The sequence below is a fragment of the Curtobacterium sp. MCPF17_031 genome (genome assembly GCF_003234035.1).
Lineage (GTDB): Bacteria > Actinomycetota > Actinomycetes > Actinomycetales > Microbacteriaceae > Curtobacterium.
In genome coordinates, this window is the sequence record NZ_QKSG01000009.1 from 19,381 (window position 1) to 36,328 (window position 16,948).

General features: G+C 67.2%; 24 protein-coding genes. 14 read left to right on the top strand and 10 right to left on the bottom strand.

Going from position 1 to position 16,948, the window contains the following annotated elements; all coding sequences use genetic code 11:
* Positions 1-75 precede the first annotated feature (75 nt).
* Together DEJ31_RS12940 and DEJ31_RS12945 are read right to left on the bottom strand one after the other, a co-directional pair.
* Entirely contained in the window at positions 76-525 is a 450-nt protein-coding gene (locus DEJ31_RS12940) for a hypothetical protein (protein ID WP_111122069.1), read from the bottom strand.
* Entirely contained in the window at positions 522-716 is a 195-nt protein-coding gene (locus tag DEJ31_RS12945; RefSeq protein ID WP_111045081.1) for a hypothetical protein, read from the bottom strand. The genes DEJ31_RS12940 and DEJ31_RS12945 overlap by 4 nt, the downstream gene beginning before the upstream one ends.
* A gap of 302 nt (positions 717-1,018) precedes the next feature.
* Between DEJ31_RS12945 and DEJ31_RS16930 the strand changes: the two genes are divergently transcribed.
* Entirely contained in the window at positions 1,019-1,252 is a 234-nt protein-coding gene (locus DEJ31_RS16930; RefSeq protein ID WP_111045080.1) for a hypothetical protein, read from the top strand.
* 39 nt (positions 1,253-1,291) lie between these two features.
* Positions 1,292-1,849, top strand: a complete 558-nt coding sequence (locus DEJ31_RS12950; protein WP_111045079.1) for a MarR family winged helix-turn-helix transcriptional regulator — start codon at positions 1,292-1,294, stop codon at positions 1,847-1,849.
* 16 nt (positions 1,850-1,865) lie between these two features.
* On the opposite strand, the gene DEJ31_RS12955 is transcribed toward DEJ31_RS12950, so the two are convergent.
* The 4 genes from DEJ31_RS12955 to DEJ31_RS12970 form a co-directional block, all read right to left on the bottom strand.
* Entirely contained in the window at positions 1,866-2,189 is a 324-nt protein-coding gene (locus DEJ31_RS12955) for an ATP-dependent DNA ligase (RefSeq protein ID WP_111045078.1), read from the bottom strand.
* 128 nt (positions 2,190-2,317) lie between these two features.
* The gene (locus DEJ31_RS12960; RefSeq protein WP_110905207.1) at positions 2,318-2,626 is read right to left on the bottom strand and encodes a hypothetical protein; all 309 of its coding nucleotides are present in this window, start codon (positions 2,624-2,626) and stop codon (positions 2,318-2,320) included.
* 354 nt (positions 2,627-2,980) lie between these two features.
* Positions 2,981-3,655, bottom strand: coding sequence for a GAF and ANTAR domain-containing protein (locus tag DEJ31_RS12965; RefSeq protein ID WP_111122070.1), 675 nt, complete (start codon positions 3,653-3,655; stop codon positions 2,981-2,983).
* A 317-nt stretch (positions 3,656-3,972) separates the two neighbouring features.
* Positions 3,973-5,067 (bottom strand): acyl-CoA desaturase, encoded by a 1,095-nt coding sequence (locus DEJ31_RS12970; protein ID WP_258366298.1) that lies wholly within the window; start codon positions 5,065-5,067, stop codon positions 3,973-3,975.
* 448 nt (positions 5,068-5,515) lie between these two features.
* On the opposite strand from DEJ31_RS12970, the gene DEJ31_RS12975 reads away from it, so the two are divergent.
* Positions 5,516-5,989 carry a hypothetical protein gene (locus DEJ31_RS12975; RefSeq protein ID WP_111045076.1) on the top strand — a complete coding sequence of 158 codons (474 nt, stop codon included), beginning with the start codon at positions 5,516-5,518 and terminating at the stop codon, positions 5,987-5,989.
* Between the two features lie 201 nt (positions 5,990-6,190).
* On the top strand, positions 6,191-6,346 hold the full coding sequence (locus tag DEJ31_RS17280; RefSeq protein ID WP_181433528.1) for a hypothetical protein: 156 nt from the start codon (positions 6,191-6,193) through the stop codon (positions 6,344-6,346).
* 496 nt (positions 6,347-6,842) lie between these two features.
* Here the strand turns inward: DEJ31_RS17280 and DEJ31_RS12985 are convergent, their stop codons facing one another.
* Complete coding sequence (locus DEJ31_RS12985) at positions 6,843-7,844, bottom strand: site-specific integrase (RefSeq protein WP_146243150.1); 1,002 nt, start codon at positions 7,842-7,844, stop codon at positions 6,843-6,845.
* Between the two features lie 271 nt (positions 7,845-8,115).
* Between DEJ31_RS12985 and DEJ31_RS12990 the strand changes: the two genes are divergently transcribed.
* The 6 genes from DEJ31_RS12990 to DEJ31_RS13015 all read left to right on the top strand — a co-directional run bounded on the left by DEJ31_RS12990 (position 8,116) and on the right by DEJ31_RS13015 (position 11,383).
* A complete protein-coding gene (locus tag DEJ31_RS12990; protein WP_111122073.1) occupies positions 8,116-8,292 on the top strand; it encodes a helix-turn-helix domain-containing protein in 177 nt (58 codons plus the stop codon).
* On the top strand, positions 8,289-8,687 hold the full coding sequence (locus DEJ31_RS12995) for a hypothetical protein (protein WP_146243151.1): 399 nt from the start codon (positions 8,289-8,291) through the stop codon (positions 8,685-8,687). The genes DEJ31_RS12990 and DEJ31_RS12995 overlap by 4 nt, the downstream gene beginning before the upstream one ends.
* Positions 8,688-9,217: 530 nt before the next feature.
* Positions 9,218-9,352: a hypothetical protein gene (locus DEJ31_RS17630; protein ID WP_258366299.1), complete on the top strand. Its 135-nt coding sequence runs from the start codon at positions 9,218-9,220 to the stop codon at positions 9,350-9,352.
* Positions 9,353-9,399: 47 nt separating this feature from the next.
* Complete coding sequence (locus DEJ31_RS13000) at positions 9,400-10,083, top strand: hypothetical protein (protein WP_111122075.1); 684 nt, start codon at positions 9,400-9,402, stop codon at positions 10,081-10,083.
* The gene (locus tag DEJ31_RS13005) at positions 10,080-10,322 is read left to right on the top strand and encodes a hypothetical protein (protein WP_111122076.1); all 243 of its coding nucleotides are present in this window, start codon (positions 10,080-10,082) and stop codon (positions 10,320-10,322) included. The genes DEJ31_RS13000 and DEJ31_RS13005 overlap by 4 nt, the downstream gene beginning before the upstream one ends.
* A gap of 575 nt (positions 10,323-10,897) precedes the next feature.
* Positions 10,898-11,383: a hypothetical protein gene (locus DEJ31_RS13015; protein WP_111122078.1), complete on the top strand. Its 486-nt coding sequence runs from the start codon at positions 10,898-10,900 to the stop codon at positions 11,381-11,383.
* Positions 11,384-11,386: 3 nt separating this feature from the next.
* Here the strand turns inward: DEJ31_RS13015 and DEJ31_RS16935 are convergent, their stop codons facing one another.
* Complete coding sequence (locus DEJ31_RS16935; RefSeq protein WP_146243152.1) at positions 11,387-11,881, bottom strand: hypothetical protein; 495 nt, start codon at positions 11,879-11,881, stop codon at positions 11,387-11,389.
* Between the two features lie 664 nt (positions 11,882-12,545).
* Between DEJ31_RS16935 and DEJ31_RS13020 the strand changes: the two genes are divergently transcribed.
* Positions 12,546-12,887 carry a hypothetical protein gene (locus DEJ31_RS13020; protein WP_146243153.1) on the top strand — a complete coding sequence of 114 codons (342 nt, stop codon included), beginning with the start codon at positions 12,546-12,548 and terminating at the stop codon, positions 12,885-12,887.
* A gap of 242 nt (positions 12,888-13,129) precedes the next feature.
* On the top strand, positions 13,130-13,393 hold the full coding sequence (locus DEJ31_RS16940) for a hypothetical protein (protein ID WP_146243154.1): 264 nt from the start codon (positions 13,130-13,132) through the stop codon (positions 13,391-13,393).
* Between the two features lie 3 nt (positions 13,394-13,396).
* On the opposite strand, the gene DEJ31_RS16945 is transcribed toward DEJ31_RS16940, so the two are convergent.
* Entirely contained in the window at positions 13,397-14,233 is an 837-nt protein-coding gene (locus DEJ31_RS16945) for a hypothetical protein (protein ID WP_146243155.1), read from the bottom strand.
* A 145-nt stretch (positions 14,234-14,378) separates the two neighbouring features.
* Between DEJ31_RS16945 and DEJ31_RS13030 the strand changes: the two genes are divergently transcribed.
* Positions 14,379-14,996 (top strand): hypothetical protein, encoded by a 618-nt coding sequence (locus DEJ31_RS13030; protein WP_146243156.1) that lies wholly within the window; start codon positions 14,379-14,381, stop codon positions 14,994-14,996.
* Between the two features lie 75 nt (positions 14,997-15,071).
* Positions 15,072-15,320 carry a hypothetical protein gene (locus tag DEJ31_RS13035; RefSeq protein ID WP_111122082.1) on the top strand — a complete coding sequence of 83 codons (249 nt, stop codon included), beginning with the start codon at positions 15,072-15,074 and terminating at the stop codon, positions 15,318-15,320.
* 30 nt (positions 15,321-15,350) lie between these two features.
* On the opposite strand, the gene DEJ31_RS13040 is transcribed toward DEJ31_RS13035, so the two are convergent.
* Positions 15,351-16,553 (bottom strand): AIPR family protein, encoded by a 1,203-nt coding sequence (locus DEJ31_RS13040; protein WP_111122083.1) that lies wholly within the window; start codon positions 16,551-16,553, stop codon positions 15,351-15,353.
* Positions 16,554-16,948 lie beyond the last annotated feature (395 nt).

Here is a 16,948-nt window from a genome sequence, read left to right on the forward strand (position 1 = left end):
GGTCCGGCCGGACCGAGGCACCCAGGCTCGGTCCGGCTCGTGGTCACCGCCGTCAACTGGGACGGGCGCGGTCGATCACCACGAGGAAGGGACCGTCAGGCTCCGGTGGGGAACGCTACTTGGACGGCACGGACGCGGAGGAAGTCGAGCTCCTCCGAGTCCGTGCCGGTCTCGCTCGTGGAGTACCGACCGTGATGCCGAGGGGCGGGCGATCGACACGTTCGCCCGCTCGTCCTGCAGGTGGTCGCCCAGCACCATCCGGCCGCCGTGCACCCAGACCAGCGACGGCACGACACCGCGTGCCGTTCGGGGGCGGTACAGGCGGATGCGCATCCCCGGTGAGCCAGCGGTCGCGGGCAGGTCGATGTCCTCGACGATCAGGTCGGGAGGCCCGTCGGCCACAGCAGATCGTCCGCGTGGCCGCGTGGCCAGTCGGGCGAGGCGCGGGCCGATGGCGATGGCGATGGCGATGGGGACGGGCGGGATGAAGCGCCCGAGAGCGAGGCCCAGGTGGAACGTGGTCATGTGGTCGTCGTGCCGGTGAGGGCCGTCCCGATCCTCGAGATCGTCCGCCGCATCGCGTGCTCGTCGTGGTCCTGCTGCTCGTCGAGCATCCAGAGGTGCACCGTCGCCGTGCCGGCCTCCCGCGAGTCCCCTCCCTCGCGGCGAGGGAGATCGCGATCCCCCACCGGTTCGTACTGCCGGGCGGGTGGCATCACTGAACACCTCGAGGCCGGTGACCTCCTGCCCTGTGGCGATCGAGATGCCCGCCCCGCCGCCGGACGGCTGGTTGCCCCTCAGGCTGGAAGGAGCCGCGTGCACAGCCACCTTTTCTCGGCGGCCTCCTCACCCGAAGGCGGCTTGCTGGGTCGATGCGACTCGGCGGGGCAACCAGATCAGAAGCGTTCCTGCCCTCAGCAGTGCCATCCCGTTCATGCGTTCACATGGTTCGGTGCGCAAACGGTACACGTCCCTGAATGTTCAGTTGCGAAAACCGTTCAGGTCGTGAAGGATTCTGGTGTCCGGGCATCGAAGGCCGGGCATCGAGCAGCAGAAGGTGGCGAGGAACATGCACAGCACGTACCAGGGAATGCCCCGGACGACGCACACGGCGGGCGCGCACCGGCGCTACGGCCTGACGGACCCGACGGTCATCGAGACGTACGCGTCCCGCCGGGCGGAGGACCCGTCGCTGCTGAGTGGGAGCACCGGGCCGTCGTACGCGGACTTCTTCGCCGCACCCACCGTCTGACATGGTCGGATCCGCACCCCGTTCCTCGGAGGATTCGTCGTGCCGTTGACCGTCGTCCGCCGTGAGCACATGCACCTCTACGCGCGGGAGCCACGCTCTCGGGCCGCGAAGAACGCGGTCGAAGCGCTGTTGCGCCTCCAGCACGCGGAAGAGCAACAGCTCGAGCAGGCCCGGAAGGAATCCGGCCTGACGAAGAACGAGTTCCACGCGGTCCGGTACATGCTCCAGGCCCACCGCGACGGCCGGATCATGGGGCCGAAGGACCTCGCCGTGATGCTCAACGTGTCGAACGCGTCGGTGACGAAGATCGTCGACGGACTCGTGGCGAAAGGGGACTTCGTCCGCGCGCAGCACCCCACGGACCGGCGGGCGCAGGTGCTGGAGCCGACCGTGCAGGCCGCAGAGAAGATCGACGACGCCTACGCCCGGTACCACCGGGTCGTGGTCGAGATCATCGACCACCTACCGAAGGAGGACAACGACGTCCTCGCCCGGTCGCTGGAACAGGTCACCCAGGCCCTCGACGCAGCGGATCCGTCTCCCGCGTTCGAGGACGAGTACGTCGTCGAGGACGAGGACGAGGACGCCATCGAGTAAGCGTCACGACGACGCGTCATTGCCCGTCAACACTCCCTGATCCGGTCGGTTCAGGGATCATCTGGAGCCCACCGTTGCTGTTGACCGACCGCTTCAGGACGTCGAGCCACGCCTCGTTGACAGCCGGGGCCCTGCTGCCTTCGAACTTGAAACGGAGGCTCACGGTCGGGAAGATCCAGATGGTGCTCCGACCATCACCTTTCGACACGGGTTCCTTCCAGGAGAACGCGAAGCTCTCCTGACGGCGCAGCTTGCTGATGATGACGATCTGGAGGTGCGCGAGGGTGCGGTCGTCCATCTGGATCTCGGCGCTTTGGCCGTCGTAGATCAAGTACCCCATGTGGTTCTTCTCTCCGGTCGTGGTACGCGGTTGCAGTGACGTCTCGGAAGCCAGCCGCCAGGCCTGCGGACCAGCTCGGGCAGCACGGAGACGTCTGGAGCGAAGCCCCGGTGGAGCGAACTGGTTCGCTAGTTGGCGTCGGCCCACTGGGGGCCTTCGTCGAGGTCGGATTCCCTTGCGGCAGGACCGGTCAGCGTCCGTGCGTCGCCTGCCGGGTTGAGTGATCCCGTCGGCCGTGCGGCGTCCAGCAGCCGGACGGCGTCAGCTGAGCTGATGACCCAGGTCATCGTGGCGGTGACCGTAGCGGTCGTGCTGTCACTGAGATCGTCCGCGATGAAGTTCACGGCGACCTGACTGATCTGCTCCGCATGGACGGTGACGTTCTTGACACCGTCCACGATCGCTCGATCGTCGTAGGGAAGGTTGGAGAGAGCCATGCGGATCCGATCGGTTGCAGGTGAGGTGGCGAACGGCCGCGACCGAAAGTCGGGTGCTCGTGGCCGTTCGCGTGGAACAGGCGAAGGGGCACACCCTCGAGTAGCTGCTCAGGCGCTTCAGGCAGGTCCTGAGTTCGAACGAGACCGGCATCTCGATGGAGCGAGCCGCGCAGGGCCCGAGCCAACGGACAGCAGGTTGTCACCTACTTCTGGGAGCCGACACATGTGAGTGTGCGACGCCCGAGAAGAGGCGATGACAGCCAGCAGCCCGCGTGGAGCGTTCAGATCGGCGACGAGGCATGTTGCCCTGGAGATGAACGCGGTACCGACGCGGCGGGTGCGTTTCGGGTGTTGTCAGCCGGTTCGGTGCTGGTCGTCTTCGTCGTGGTGCAGGTTGACGCGGCGGTCGAGGATCGCTTCGGCGAGGGTGTGGAGCGGTTGAGCGTTCGCGAACGCACGTGCATGGATGATGAGGAGCGCGTTCTCGACCGACACGTCGAGTTGCGCTGCCACCATCCCGGTCGCTTGTTGGACGTGTCGCCCGGACGGGTGCGTGACGGACGCGGCGGTAGGGGTGGCACGGGTGTCCATGTCGCGGACGGCGCCGGCGAGGATCCGTTGCGCGGTGAGGCCGGCCAGATGTGTCGCGTTGGTGATCTCTGCCGATGAGAGCGGTTTCGTGTCAGCCAGGTACAGGGTGACAGCGCCGATGTCGAGTGAGCTGGTGAAGAGGGGGAAGGACAGCACCCCCGACCAGCCCGTTCGTTGCAACATCACGAGGGCCGTCGGCCAGTCTTCCGCGTTGGCAGTGGCGAAGTCGTACACGGTGACGGGGCTCCGATCCCGGAGCGCTGACCAACCCGGGCCTTCCCCGAGTGCGACCTGCTGTTCGTCGGCGGTTGCAGCGCTCGGGCCGGATGCGGCGACGAGCGCCGTTCCGAAGATCCCCCCGAAGGTGGAGATCGCCGCTGCCGCAACCGGGAGGGAGTTGACGAACGGGCCGGTGAGGTCGTCCGGCGGGTGCTGCATTGCATCATCGGACCTGAGCATGGGCGCTCCCATCGGGATGGGCTGCAGCGCGGGGTCCAGGTACTGAAGCGATTGCGATGAGTGTACGTCTCGAACCTGTCCGCGCCACCCCTGGTGGAGCAATGATCGACGGCACCGGCCTCAGCAGGGTCTCTCTGCACTCCGATCCGACACGCGCAGCACCGCTTGTGCCCTTCGGGGGCGGAGAACTGTGGCGACATCGAGGATCGCGGCCCTCCACCGGTCACCTTCGCGACGAGCGGTCCGCACTCTGGATGGCAGATCCCTCAGCGGGGCTCTGACAACGCCGGCCAACGCTATCGGATGCGGCGTTCTGCGACGAGAGGGCACTCGAACGGGTTCCGGGCCGCGAGCCCGACGCGGTTGAGGTACGCCACCACGATCCGGTACGAATCGATCAACGTGGTCTCGGTGTACGGGACGTCGTGTTCGGCGCAGTAGTCCCGGACCATCTGGCGAGCGGCAGCGAGGTGCGGGCGGGGCATGTTCGGGAACAGGTGGTGCTCGATCTGGTAGTTCAGTCCGCCCATGAAGTGGGCCATGAACCAGCCGCCCCGGATGTTGCGGGAAGTCAGCACCTGACGGCTGAAGAAGTCGACTTTCTGATCGTGCGGGATGAGCGGCATCCCCTTGTGGTTCGGCGCGAACGAAGCACCCATGTAGAGCCCGAACACGGCGAGCTGCACGCCGAGGAACGCGAACGCCATCCCGACGGGCAGGAACCAGAACACCACGCCCAGGTAGATGCAGAAGCGGAGCAGGAACAGAGCCGCCTCGATGCGGCGTCCCCGGATCTCCTTCATGTTGCCGAGGACCCTCGCGGACTGCCAGTGCAGGTTGGCACCTTCGAGGAGCAGCAGCGGGAAGAACGCGTACCCCTGCACCCGGACCAGCAGGCGAAGGAACCCGCGTCGCTTCGCGGCGTCTTCTTCCCGGAACGACAGAGCGTCGAAGGACACGTCCGGGTCCTTTCCGACCGTGTTCGGGTTGCCGTGGTGGCGGGTGTGCTTGTTCATCCACCACGAATAGCTCACCCCGGCAAGGAACGTCCCGGCGTACTGGGCGCTGCGGTCGTTCCACTGGTTGGAGGTGAACACCTGCCGGTGGGCCGCCTCGTGGGACAGGAACGCGAACTGGGTGAACAGCACGCCCAGCACGCCGGCGACGAGTAGCTGCCACCACGACGCGCCGAGGATCACGAACGCCGTCCACGCAAGCCCCAGCACCACGATCAGCACGGCGAAGACGGTCCAGTAGTAGCCGGTGCGGCGCTCCAGCAACCCGCGGGCCTTGACCTGCTTCAGCAGGCCGGAGTACCTCGAGGTGCCGCTGTGTGATCCGGCCGGAGCTGGCCGGGTGCGTGTGTAGCCGATCGGTGTTGTCTCCGTCACGGTCTTGCATCCCTCCCGCGGCGTCCCACTGCACGCCGTCCCTCGTGCTGCACACAGAAGCAGAAGCACGATGAGAACGTGAAGAGGTTGGGCCGGCCGGACAGCGTCCCCGAAGTGCCCCACCACGGGCCTGTGGCTGCGTCGACCCGGAACTTGCGGAAGCCACGAACACCGTGAAGAGGGTCTCCGGCGACTGGACGGCGACGGAGCTCAGCAGTTGGAAAGCCGCAGGGAGCACGGACGGTGGCCCCCCCCTGGACACGTGTCCGGCGCGCGGTTGAACCGATTCCCCACAGCGATCCTCATCCGGTCAGTGGGATTGAGGGGCAGCCATCTACTCGTCGCGATGGACCACCGTCTGTCGGGACGACGGCGCGGTGCGTCGCAAGTGCAACGAGACCTCGTCGGGGGCTCGTGAAGAAGCTGACGGAAGTGCGACGCTGATCCCATGCGCACCAGGACGTTCGTCGTCATCGCCGGGATCGGCATCATCGCTGCCGCCGGCGTCAGCGTCCAAGCGCTTGTCACCCACGCCCACGCCCACAGCCTGGCCGAAGCCGCTGCAGCCTCCGAGGTACCGGCCCCGGATACCTCGGTCGAGGTGATGACCAAGACCTACCTGCGCGCGGCGAAGGACCACGACTGCGCCCTCACCCGACTGCTCACGACTCCGAACACGTTCGCCTGGTGCGGCGCAGCTCCGCACGGATGGTTCGACGGTGATCCGGAATTGCAGTCGTACCGCGATGTCGGGAAGCCGGAACTGGTCACGAAGGGCGTTGCCGGGCACGCTCAGGAGTGCGTGCAGTCCACGATCATGCAGCGGTGGATGAGCGGCGCGGACCCTGGCGAGCTGAGCTGGAGTTGGTGCTGGGTGCACACCGCCGACGGCTGGCGCCTGTGGGATCAGGGACAGGGCTAGACCCGACGAGCAGGAAGAGAGCACACGCGGTTCGGTAGCCGATGGCGGTTCCAAGGGGCCGTTGTAACGGGTGGTTGTGTCGAGTTCGTACTCCCGGAGCAGTCCGGTGGTGTTCTCGTTCGGGCCCGATAGCACCTTGGTGGCTCTCGGACGTACGACATCGATGCGAACGTCGTGTCGAAGGGCGACGACGGAACCGCTGTGATCGAGTACACCGCGACGAACGAGACCACCCTCGGGTCCGCGTTGCGGATCCCCGGGCTCGACTACGACGTGTTGAACCGGGCCGCTGGAGACCACGGCCCGCTCTCGTGGATCACAGAGCGATCCACACGGACGGAGAAGGTGAAGTGGTGAGCAGACGCCGGTTGGGCATCGCGACTCTGATCGCGGTGCTGTCGGTCCCGTTGACAGGCTGTGCCGTCCCGGCACAGCCTCAGGACTCCACCGGTACCCGGCGACTCAAGGGAGAGGACGGCGACCGCGCCGCCGAGTTCTGGTCAGCGCCGGGCGGGAGTACGCCTCCGGTCGCGACGGCCCCCACGTGGAGGCGAGGAACGCGGAGGGGTAGCGGAGGCGTTTCAAATTCCCAAACGACAGAAACCCCGACAGAACTGCGGTTCTATCGGGGTTTGTCGGTCGGGCTGACAGGATTTGAACCTGCGACCCCTTGACCCCCAGCTACAACTCCGCCGTCCGCTAGCTTCCGCTCCCGTCCGCTCAAAGCTGCCCGGCAGGCAAGAAAAGCCCGTTCAGACGCGGCGATAGGTCCGTCAGTGTCCGCACCCGTCTACCGACGTCCGCTGGCGCTCGCGGGTCCGGGTTGGCGTACCTATTGGCGTAGTGGACGGCCTCAAAAGGCGCTGTCCAGGGCCAACGCCGCGGAGCGCTTCACGTCCGGCGCGAGCGCCCCGTAGACGTCGCCGGTTATCGCAATTGAGGAGTGCCCAAGGTGCTCGGACACCGCTTTGAGACTCTCCCCCCGTCCGAGCATCATGCTTGCGGCGCTATGGCGCAGCGTGTGGACCTTCACGTTAGCGAGACCGGCGCGCTTCGCCGCCACGCCAATCGCACGTAAGACGTTGCGCGGTTCCACGGGCGTCCCAGTCGGCGTCGTGAACACGAGCCCACTCTCGTGCCAGAGATCGGCATTTTCAGCTCGATTCGCTCCCTGCTCCGATCGGCGTGCGCGCAGAAGCTCGACGGCTCGGGGTCCAATAGAGATCACGCGGCGGCTCTTCTCGGTCTTCGGCTCAGTGATGGACAGCCCTCCCCCGACTCGGGCTAGCGTGCCCCGAACGCGAAGTGTTCCCGCATCGAGGTCGACGTCCCGCCACTGCAAGGCGAGCGCCTCACCCCGCCGCAGTCCCGTCCGCACCAGGAGTTCCAGGATGGGCGCATAGCGCGGGCTCGCCGCCCGGGCGGACTCAAGCAATTGCGTCGTCTCCTCCGGGGTAAGGAAACGCTCCTCCGGTCGATTCACCCTGGGGCGGTCGACGGTCGCGGCTACGTTGCGCGCTACCAGCCCGTCACGTAGAGCAGTGTCCAAAACGGCGCGAAGAACGGTGTAGGCCTGTCGGCGGGTGGCTGCTGACACCGGCTCTCCTGCCTTGGTCGTGAGCTCCGACAGCCAGACCTCGACGTCCGTCGCTTTCAGACGCTCGAAGGTGACGCCACCGAGGCGCGAGCCGTAGAGGTAGGAGCGCAGCAGCGCCCGGTAGGTCTCCTTCGTTGATTCCTTTCGGGGCGACACCGCAAGGGTGCTGCCGGCCCATCGCTCGGCGAACACCTCGATCGTTTCCGCAGAGTCACGGACCGGCTGCCCCGCTTCGACGCGCTCGCGCTTCTCGCGCATCTTCCGGCGCGCCTCGGCTTGGGTCTTCCCGTAGGAGGACGCCCGCTTCTGGGCGCCCGTGGTCGGGTCCTCGAAGGTGAATCGCGCCTCCCAGAGTCCATCCTTCCGCCGAGAGATCGACCCCTCGCCGTTGCCTCTTCGCCCTGCCACCGCGCCTCCTCCGATCGTGTTAAGGGGTCACAGATTAACAGGAGTGAGCAGCTACGCCGACCTGGCCCCCTTCTCTTTTGTCCCAGTCCGCCGCCGTCCGCGGCCGTTCAGAGAGAATCCCATGCAGACCACCACTCCCCTCCTCCTCACTCCCGCGCAGGTCGCCGCCGAGCTCGGCGTCGGGCGATCGACCGTCTACGAGCTCTTCGCGTCCCGCGCGCTGCGCTCGGTCAAGATCGGGTCGGCTCGCCGGGTGCGGAGCGCCGACCTGCGCGCCTACGTGGAAGGGCTGTCGTGAACGACGCCGGGGTGCCAAGTGGCGTCAGTACCCCCCTCTACTGTTCTCCTCTTAAGAGCTCTCCTCCCTTCAGCACAACAACAGACGTAGAGGGCTCTGACGTCACTTGGCACCCCGCGACGGTGGAGGCTCCGAGTCGAGCCGCCCAGCTCCGCGCCATCCGCGCCGACGACCGCGCCGCGCGGATCGCGCTCGCGGAGGAGTGGCTGTCGGACCTGGAGGCCGACGGCGAATTGACCGGGGCCGTCCCGGCTACCGTCCTCTTCGAGCTCGCGGAAGATGACCTCGGCGACGAGTTCGCGGGCCGAACGACCTTCTACGAGGTCGCCGATCGCATCCTCGGTCCGCGCGTGCGCGTCCGCGGCGTGCGGACCTACCGGATCGGGCCCCGGTGACTCCCGAAGACCTCGTCCGTGCCGCCGCGATCGCCTTCGAGGACCCGGACGAGCCCGGCGTCGCTACGGCGATCGCGCTCGCGGGGCTTGCCCGGCGTCAGCGCCGCCGCGCGGCAGCTCGGAAGACGTGCGCGTGGTGCACCGAGGCGAAGCCCCTGACAGCGTTCGGCTTCGACGCTTCCACTGAGGACGGCTTGGAACGGCGCTGCCGCTCCTGCCGTCGGCGACCGCGCCGGCCTCCCGCATAGTCCGCCGGAGCGCTGGCCCCCTTCTCTTCTGTCCCCACCAGAAGCGAAGTCGCCTCGGGGACTGGCCCCCAGTCGCGCCCGTCGCAGTCCTCGCCGTCTGTGACGGGCGCCTCTTCCTGGGCCGTAGCCGTTCGGACGCCTATGGAAGGAGCGCGAGTGCGAACCTGCGAACAGTGCGGCGCCGGTCTCGGCGCCAGCCGCGCCGATGCCGCTTACTGCGCGCCGCGCTGCCGCGCCGCCGCTTGGCGAGCACGCCGCGCAGACGAAGTGCACGCGCTCCTCATGCGTCAAGCCGAGATCACCCGCGCCCGCTTCTCGGCCGTCATCGCCGACGACCTAGCCGCCGTCGCCGAGGCCGATCGCCTCCTCGACCAAATCGACCACCGCGCCGCCGAGCTCTTTGGCGCGCGCTCCTGAACTGCCCGGCAAGCGCCGGGCCCAACCCCCTGACTGGAAGGCCATCCATGACAGAGCAACAGCGCGACATTGCAGGCTCCTTCGTCCGCATCCCCACCCTCGGCGCCCCGGCGGGCGACCCCGGCTGGCTGATCGACGCCGTACCCGGAGCTCGCGAAGCGCATACCGCCCTCGAAGCGGCGGAAGCGAAGGCAGCGGCACAGCGTCGAGGGCTGCACGCCGAATGGCGAGCGCTGACGGACGCCTACCTCGGCCTGGTGAAGTCTCAGCGTGACGGCGACGGAAACGTGCAATGGGTTGCGCGTCCGGGGCGCTCACAGTCCGACGTCGACGCGGCAAAGGCTGCCGCCGACACCGCGAAGATCGCTGTCACGCGCGAGGACCCCGCGGTCACGGCCGCGCGGGCGACTTATCGCTCGCTGATCGACGGAGTCGGGCGTGAAGAGCGCGGGGCCCTGGCACTGGCAGCAGCGCGAGAGACGCACGAGACGCTCGTATCGGCGTGGCGAACCACCCTGAAGGCACTCGGCGACCGCAACACGGCGTACAACGCCATTCCTGTGACGGTGCGCGCCGGCGACCCCTCCGTAGGCCCCGAGCAGGCAATCCAGGCATCGGGCGTGGTGAGGATCGACCTCTCCCACATCGTCCGCCAGCTCGACGAGCATGTGGCGGAGTTCCCCGCCGAGCACCTCGCTCGTGCCGCTGCCGCACAGGGGGCCACCGCATGAGCCTTTCGCAAGAATCGATCGAGGCGACGGTGCGTGCCGTGGAGGACGCAAACCCGCTGCCCGCGACGCTCGACGATTTCTCGCCGGACGATCGCAAGGCCATCGAGGTACAGGCCCGATGGCAAGGCATTACGCCGGAAGCCGCTCTCGCGACCATGCGCCGCGAGCGCGTGAAGGCGCGGGAGACACACGAAGCGACCGAAGCCGTCCTCGCTGCCCTGCGCGCCGCCCGCTCCTGACCCCGGAGGGGCCGCTCACCCGGCGGCCCCTCCACCCCCTCTCCCCTCTCGACAGCCGAGCGTGCGATACGCGCTCGGCGGCGGCTAGGACCCGCCTCGCATGACGGTCACACTCACCCCCGCCACCCTCGCTCGCCCGGTCCCGACCCGGCCGGCACTGCCCGCTCAGGTGCGACGTCACGCGACCGTCGCACTCCAGCTCAGCCGTGCCCTCGCCGCCGTCGACGAAGCGATGACGTCCAGCCAGGCCAGGACGACGGTCCGGACAACGAACGATCTCGGCATCCCTGACCCGGTCGGCGAGACCGTCGCGGCGGTTGACCGGCTCACGCTTGCGCGTCGTGCAGCCGAGTCGGAGCTCATGCTGGAGCGAACGGCTCGGGCCCTCGAAGCCTCGCTCCGCACCTTGGAGGGCGCCGTCGCTCAGTGGGAGGGTGACCGGCCCTCTCGGCGCCGCGGAGGGGTGGGGACCGACTCCCCTCCCGGGGGTGCGCTCCCTACCGAACCGGCATAGCGCCTCCCTGTGCGCCGGGGTCACAGGTCGCGAACAAACACTCGAGCCCAAGGAGGCCCATATGCCTGGACGAGGCCCGCTCCCGTCCCCCGTCACACAGCGCGAACGGACCACCCGAGCGCGCCAGAGCGCAACCGCAATCGTCGTCGACGACGGCGAGGTCCGCGGGCCCGAGCTCGTCGGCGACTTCGGCCCGTTTACACGCAATTGGTACGACACCTGGCGCCGATCCGCCCAAGGCCAGCTCTTCACCTCGACGGACTGGCTTCGCGTGCGGATGCTCGCGCCTCTCGTCGAGGCGTACTCTCGACGCCCGTCGGCGGCAGCGTTCTCAGAAATTAGGCTGAATGAGGAGCGCCTGGGTGCGACGTACGTCGACCGGCTGCGTGCCCGCATCCGGATCGACCCAGCGACGGACGCCGTCGTGACGGTACTCGCCACCGATCGGTTCGCCGCGCTCCGCGAGCGCGCCAGCCGCCCGGTGAGCAGTCGACCACCCGAGCCCGAGCTCCCTCTCGACGAGCAGCACTCACCGGCTCCTTTTTAAGCCTCATCGCGGGCGGCGAGATCGGAGCCTCGGTGCACGAGAACCAAATGGTCGGGGCTTCTTCAGCCTGCCTGGCCGCCGGTCGCCGACGAGCACAACCTCCTGCGCCTGCGCTCGCGGTGGCTCAGTCCGGTCGGTCTGGCGCGCCAGCGCGACGAACTCGATCACTAAAGGAATCAGCCCAAGAAACATTAGGTAACCAGACGCGGTGACGGCGACGGCCCATCCGCCTCGCAGCGGCACTCCCATTGCAACCGACTGCGCGAGTGGCGGGATCGACAGAAAAGCCGGGAACGCCATTGTCGCAATGGCGCCGCCGGACGCTCGGTCATGGATTCCGCCGGGAAGACGATGCCGCCCGACCTTTGCGAGGGCGCGAACCTCGATGCCCGCCGCGATGATCCCCGCCGCGTACAGCGACGCAAGGAGTGACGCGCCGTCGACCGTCAGCTCTCGACGCCCGATGTCCTGAAGTAGATCCTGCAACCACTGCGGCATACCCGAGATTCAACCATCGCGAGCCCGCTCCTCAGCTACCGCCACAGCGGCGAGCTTTGCCAATTCGCCATCATTCAGAAAACTCATGCGCCAAGTCTGGCGCCCGATCAACGACTAAGACCCCCCTTCCGATGCGGAGCGGTCCTGAGGGACGTCGCGACGCTGATCGCCGCGGTCGGCCCCGTCGTGGGCGTGCTCCTCGGCGTGCTCCTGCCAATGATCGAGGGGCTGACGCCTGTCCTCCAGGACGCGACGGCGCTCGTGGTCTCCGTCGTGACCGCCGCTCTCCAGGTCGTCGAAGGCGTCCTCCAGGTCGCCACGGCGTCATCTCCGGCAATTGGAGCCTGGTCTGGTATGGGCTCGGGACGATCCTCTCCGGTGTCTGGGCGCTCCTCGGGTGTCTTCCGCGGGGCGCTCGACCTCGTCGTCGCCGCGATCGGTGCCGGAGCGAGCCACCTCGACCGTCTCTTCCGCGCCGCCTGGGACGGCGCGGCCGCGCTCCCCAGCTCCATGACGGACGGGCTCCGGAGCCGCGTCGAGGACGGCGCGGGCGCGGTGCTCGACTTCCTCCGGGCTCGGCTCGACCGTGCGAGGCGCAGTATCCGGCGCCGGGTCGTGGCTTGCCGACGTCGGCCGCTTCATCGTGGAGGGCTTCGTAGACGGCGTGAAGGCGACGACGCAGCGGATCGCCGACGTGCTCCTCGCGGCGATCCGTTACTCGGTTGAGGGCGTGAAGGCGTTCCTCGGCGTTCACAGCCCTTCCCGCGCCATGCGCGAGCGCGGCGCGGCTTCCGTTGAGGACAGCCTCCGGGAGTCGTGGGTTTCCCCGAGCGAGATCGACCGGCTCGCTCCGCGCGGCTTCGTCGAGAGCATCGAGGACGGCCTCCGTCGGCGCGGCGGGGATGACAAGCTCATCTTCGAGCTCCCGTCAACCGGCAGCGTGAAGGGCGATCTCCAAGCGATGGACTTCCTCCTCCGCTCCCGACGAGCCCTACAGCCAGCCTGACAATCGCCAAAACGCCCCCGCCCTGGGATGAACCCGGGGCGGGGGCGTTTGGTCTTTGTCAGGAGCGTCTGCGCCGGGCCTTCTCTAGCGCGGCCTCCGCGATCCATCGGGTAACCGGAGCGCCTCCGTCTTCGTCGGCCGCGCCTTGCAGCTCGGCGAGCTCCTTCTCTGTCAAGCGCACGGATCGCGTGATGCTCTTGGGATTGTCAGCGCGAGGCCGACCGGGCTTTCGAGGCTCAGCCATGGAGCAACAATATCCGTGTTGCGGAAACCTGCAACTCGTGCGAGAGTTTTCGCAACATCACAACTCGACCACCCGGGGGCGCCTCATGGCCCGCACCGCCCGCTCCTACACCATCACTCGCGACGCCGAAGGTCGCGTACTGACTACTTACTCCGACGGGTCCTACGTACTCGACTGGGCGTCGAGCCCCCTTCTCGACGAAGCCGACGAGTACCTCGTCGCCGCATTCGACTGCGCCTTCAACCGAAGCGCGGCCCGGTGACCGTCAGAAGTGCGGTGGCGACGTGGATCGACGAGGACGCCAAGCAAGGGCTCGCTTGATCAGCGGTGGGCGCGTCAACCCACTTCCCATCGCCTTTTCGTCAACGAAGCGGTTGAGTAAGGGCATGGGAAAGTCAAAGAATTGCGAGAGTTCGACAGGCGGCTCGCTCGCCTGCGCCCACCATTGAAACCGCACTCCGACTGACGCTACGTACGAAGCCATGACGAAGCCGCGAACGTGCTCGCGCGCCGGATCGGTCATGATGAAGTCCGGGCTGAGAACCAGGCCATCCCGCGCGTAACGATGGACGGTGTCCGTGGTAATCAGCGCCATGTGCGCGTCATGCATGCTGTCTGCCCCGTCGAGAAACGCTCGGAGAGAATCTGGAATCGGCATGTTGAGCTGTCGCAGTCGGCAGCCGAAGTGCTTGCCGTAGTACCGAGCCAGCGAACGGTTGTCCTGGCGCCATGTGTCACCATAGATTTTGGCCAGGGGCACTCCGTCTCGACGCCTTACTCCACCCGCCGCCAGGTAGGCGGCAAAGCGGTCGTAGGCCGAGTCGAACGGCTGCGATCTGGCGTTGTTGCAGGGAGCGCACATCGACTTCGGGAATTTCACGACTCCATAGCGATCCCGGCGAACACCGCTGGAACCCCGTATCTCGCGGGTCTCGTTGTCCCCGACCCAGACCAGCGAATCGCCCTTCATCAGCCGAGTGAGATCAGTTCGCTTATACTTGTGCTCGCCGGTTGTCGCGGGACGTTTCCTGCACCACCAGCACAGATCGTCGCTCTCCACCGTGAGGTGTTCGAAACCGTGGCCTTGGCCGTCGTCCGCCACGTCTCTCGGGGTGCTCGGAGCCAACGTTGCCTCCCCGCAATCGCATCTGAATTAGTCGACGTGACGGTACCAGACCCTACGACGCTGGTGACACCTGCGTCACCTCGGGATTCAGCTCACGCTCCTCGAATGGGACTCTTCTCGAATGAGAACTCCTGCCTGCCCTTCACTTCCGCCCGCCGACGACGTCGTGGGGCGCTTCCGCTCCGGCCACCAGCTCTCCGAGCGCCCCGCGACGCTCGAAGACTGGCGGATCACCACCGGCGACCCCGAGGTCGCCGACAAGGTCTACGACCTCTTCGGCGGCCATGAGCCGCAGGACTGGCAGACGAAGGGCGAGGACTCGATCGAGGTCTTCACCGCCGTTCCGGAGGTCGAAGTCCTGATCGAGGACGCGAGCAAGCTCCGTCAGCGCATGGTGCTCTGGAGCCGCGCCGGGAAGCTCGTGATCGACTCCGACGGGAGCGAGGAGCTCGTTGACGAGACCCCCGCCCCGTTCCGCGGTCCGGAGCCCTTAATCGATCTGACCTTCCGCCTCGCAGCGGCTCCCGAGGTCGGTCGGTTCTGTCTGAGATCACGCTCGTGGAACTGGGCTACCGATCTAGCTCGGCATGGGACCGCGAAGCAGCTCGCAGCTATCCCCACACCCGTGCGCGCATGCCTCGCTCTGGAGAAGGTCTCCTTCATCGCCAAGAACGGTCCGCGCGCCGGCGAGTGGGTTTCGTACTCCAAGCCCTCGCTCGCTCTCGCGTCTCAGCCCTGAGCAGCGCATCTCGTCGGCGGTGACGCCCAGCATGGTGACGTGGCACGCCGACGCCCTGACCGCTTTCAGCCTCCGGTGACCGGGACCCCCTTCAGCCTCTCCCCGGAGGCGTACGGGGGCCCGGTCGTCGGCGCCGGGCTCCTGCCCGTTCGTGCGTACGTCCAGACGCCGGACGGGCTCTTCCGCGTGGACGGGGTCGCGGTCTCGGCGACTCCCAACGCGGTGCTCGTGCGCTGGGATCGGGACGACGGGCTGACCCTCGACGCCTGGGTCTGGCGTGCCGCCGTGAAGCACAGAAAGGCCCCTACCCGCGTGAGCGAGTAGGGGCCAGCGACAACCCTCGCCGTCTGTCAGTCAGTCAGCTACCCGACGACGAAGATCGGCGAGCTCCAGGATGCGCGTCGTCGCACGGTACAACATGGGCGACCGCCCGGCGTAGTGGGTGTTCCCGTTGTGCTGACGGGTGATCGCCTCGTAGACCTCGCGAAGCAGCTCGGCGCCGTACTGATCCCACATGGCCTTGATCTCGTCGAACTCGTAGCGCCAGCGAACAGCCGTCCCATCGCTCGGCACTTCGACGAAAGCTCGGAAAGCTGCGAGGCAAGGCATAGCGGCCGCCTTGGTCAGCCGGGCGTCGGTCTGCAATGCGTGTCCGGCCCCATCAAGCGTGAACGGGTAGGTGTACGTGCCCGCGTTGTCGGCCAACCTCGTCTTCTTGAAGCGACCGTTACCGCTCGCGTTCCACACGTCGAGCGCCGTACGGCGGATGTACTCGTACAGCTCCATGGCTTCCAAGGCGATCGGCGCGAAGCGCTCGACCGCCTCGGGGGCGCCCAAGTAGGAGTTGAACACAGAGGAGACACGCGCGTAGGTGTTCTCGATCCCTACCGGGTCGGCGAGGCTGTAGCGGCTCGGGTCCAACGCCATCAGGATGGCGAGAACCTCCCGGACGTCGTACTCGCCCTCGTTGCCTTCGTGCCAAGCAACCGCATCGATGCCGTTGGCGTGTTCGCCCAGTGCCGCCTTCAACCAGTCGAACTGATTGCGGAGGTCCGCCAGGGACTCCTCACGGACCTGCATGGACGTGTTCAGGCCATCCGCGAGGTCGGCAACAGCATCGACCGGAACCATCGTGTGGACCTTGACCTCGACGAACTGCTCCTCGGGGATGCCATCCTTCTGCGCGTCGAGGATCAGCGTGTAGCTGTGGTTCCCGTTGGCGATGCCCTGCTTCTTGTCAGGGTCGAACCAGAGGCGGTAGCGCTCCTCGTCGATCTTTTCGACGCGGTCAGCGATGACCACGATGCCGCCGTGCTTCAGGTGGAACGACCCGACGCCCTGCTCACCCATGAGAGACGAACGAACTCGCCGGTAGACCCGACGATTCAGGTTTGGCTCCCGGGGGTTCGCGTCGTCAGGGATGCCAGCAGGCAGCTCGTTGGCCCGGACACGCATCAGATAGGTGTCGACGGAGGCGAAGTCGGACGGTGCGCCCTTTGGGGCAGGCAGCCGTCGGACGAGAGGTGCGTGAACGATCACGCTCATGACATCAGTCATCTGTCTTCAGTTCCTTCTATTCGAGGCACGGCTTCCAGCCGTCCAGTTGAGACGTCCTCGAATCCACGAGGCGTCGCGGTGATAGTAGCACGCAACCCTGCTGTGTCTTGCGCTCCGTGCCGATCGGCCTCATCGGGTCAGACCCCGAGCACCTCGGCACCGTTCATCACGGGCAGCGTCAACGTCGTGACGGACGCGAACGGCCAGCAGGTCGTGAGCCACGGACTCGGCCGCACGCCGTCGGTAGCCTCTTGCCAGCCGTACTCCAGCCCTGCCCCGCTGCCAAGGTGTCCTACCGCGTCTCGGCGAAGACCTCGGATTCCGGAAGGCCGGTACGACGGTGCCCTTTCGGCGTAGCGAGCCCCACTGGCGTACGGGCTGGCGTAAACGCGACA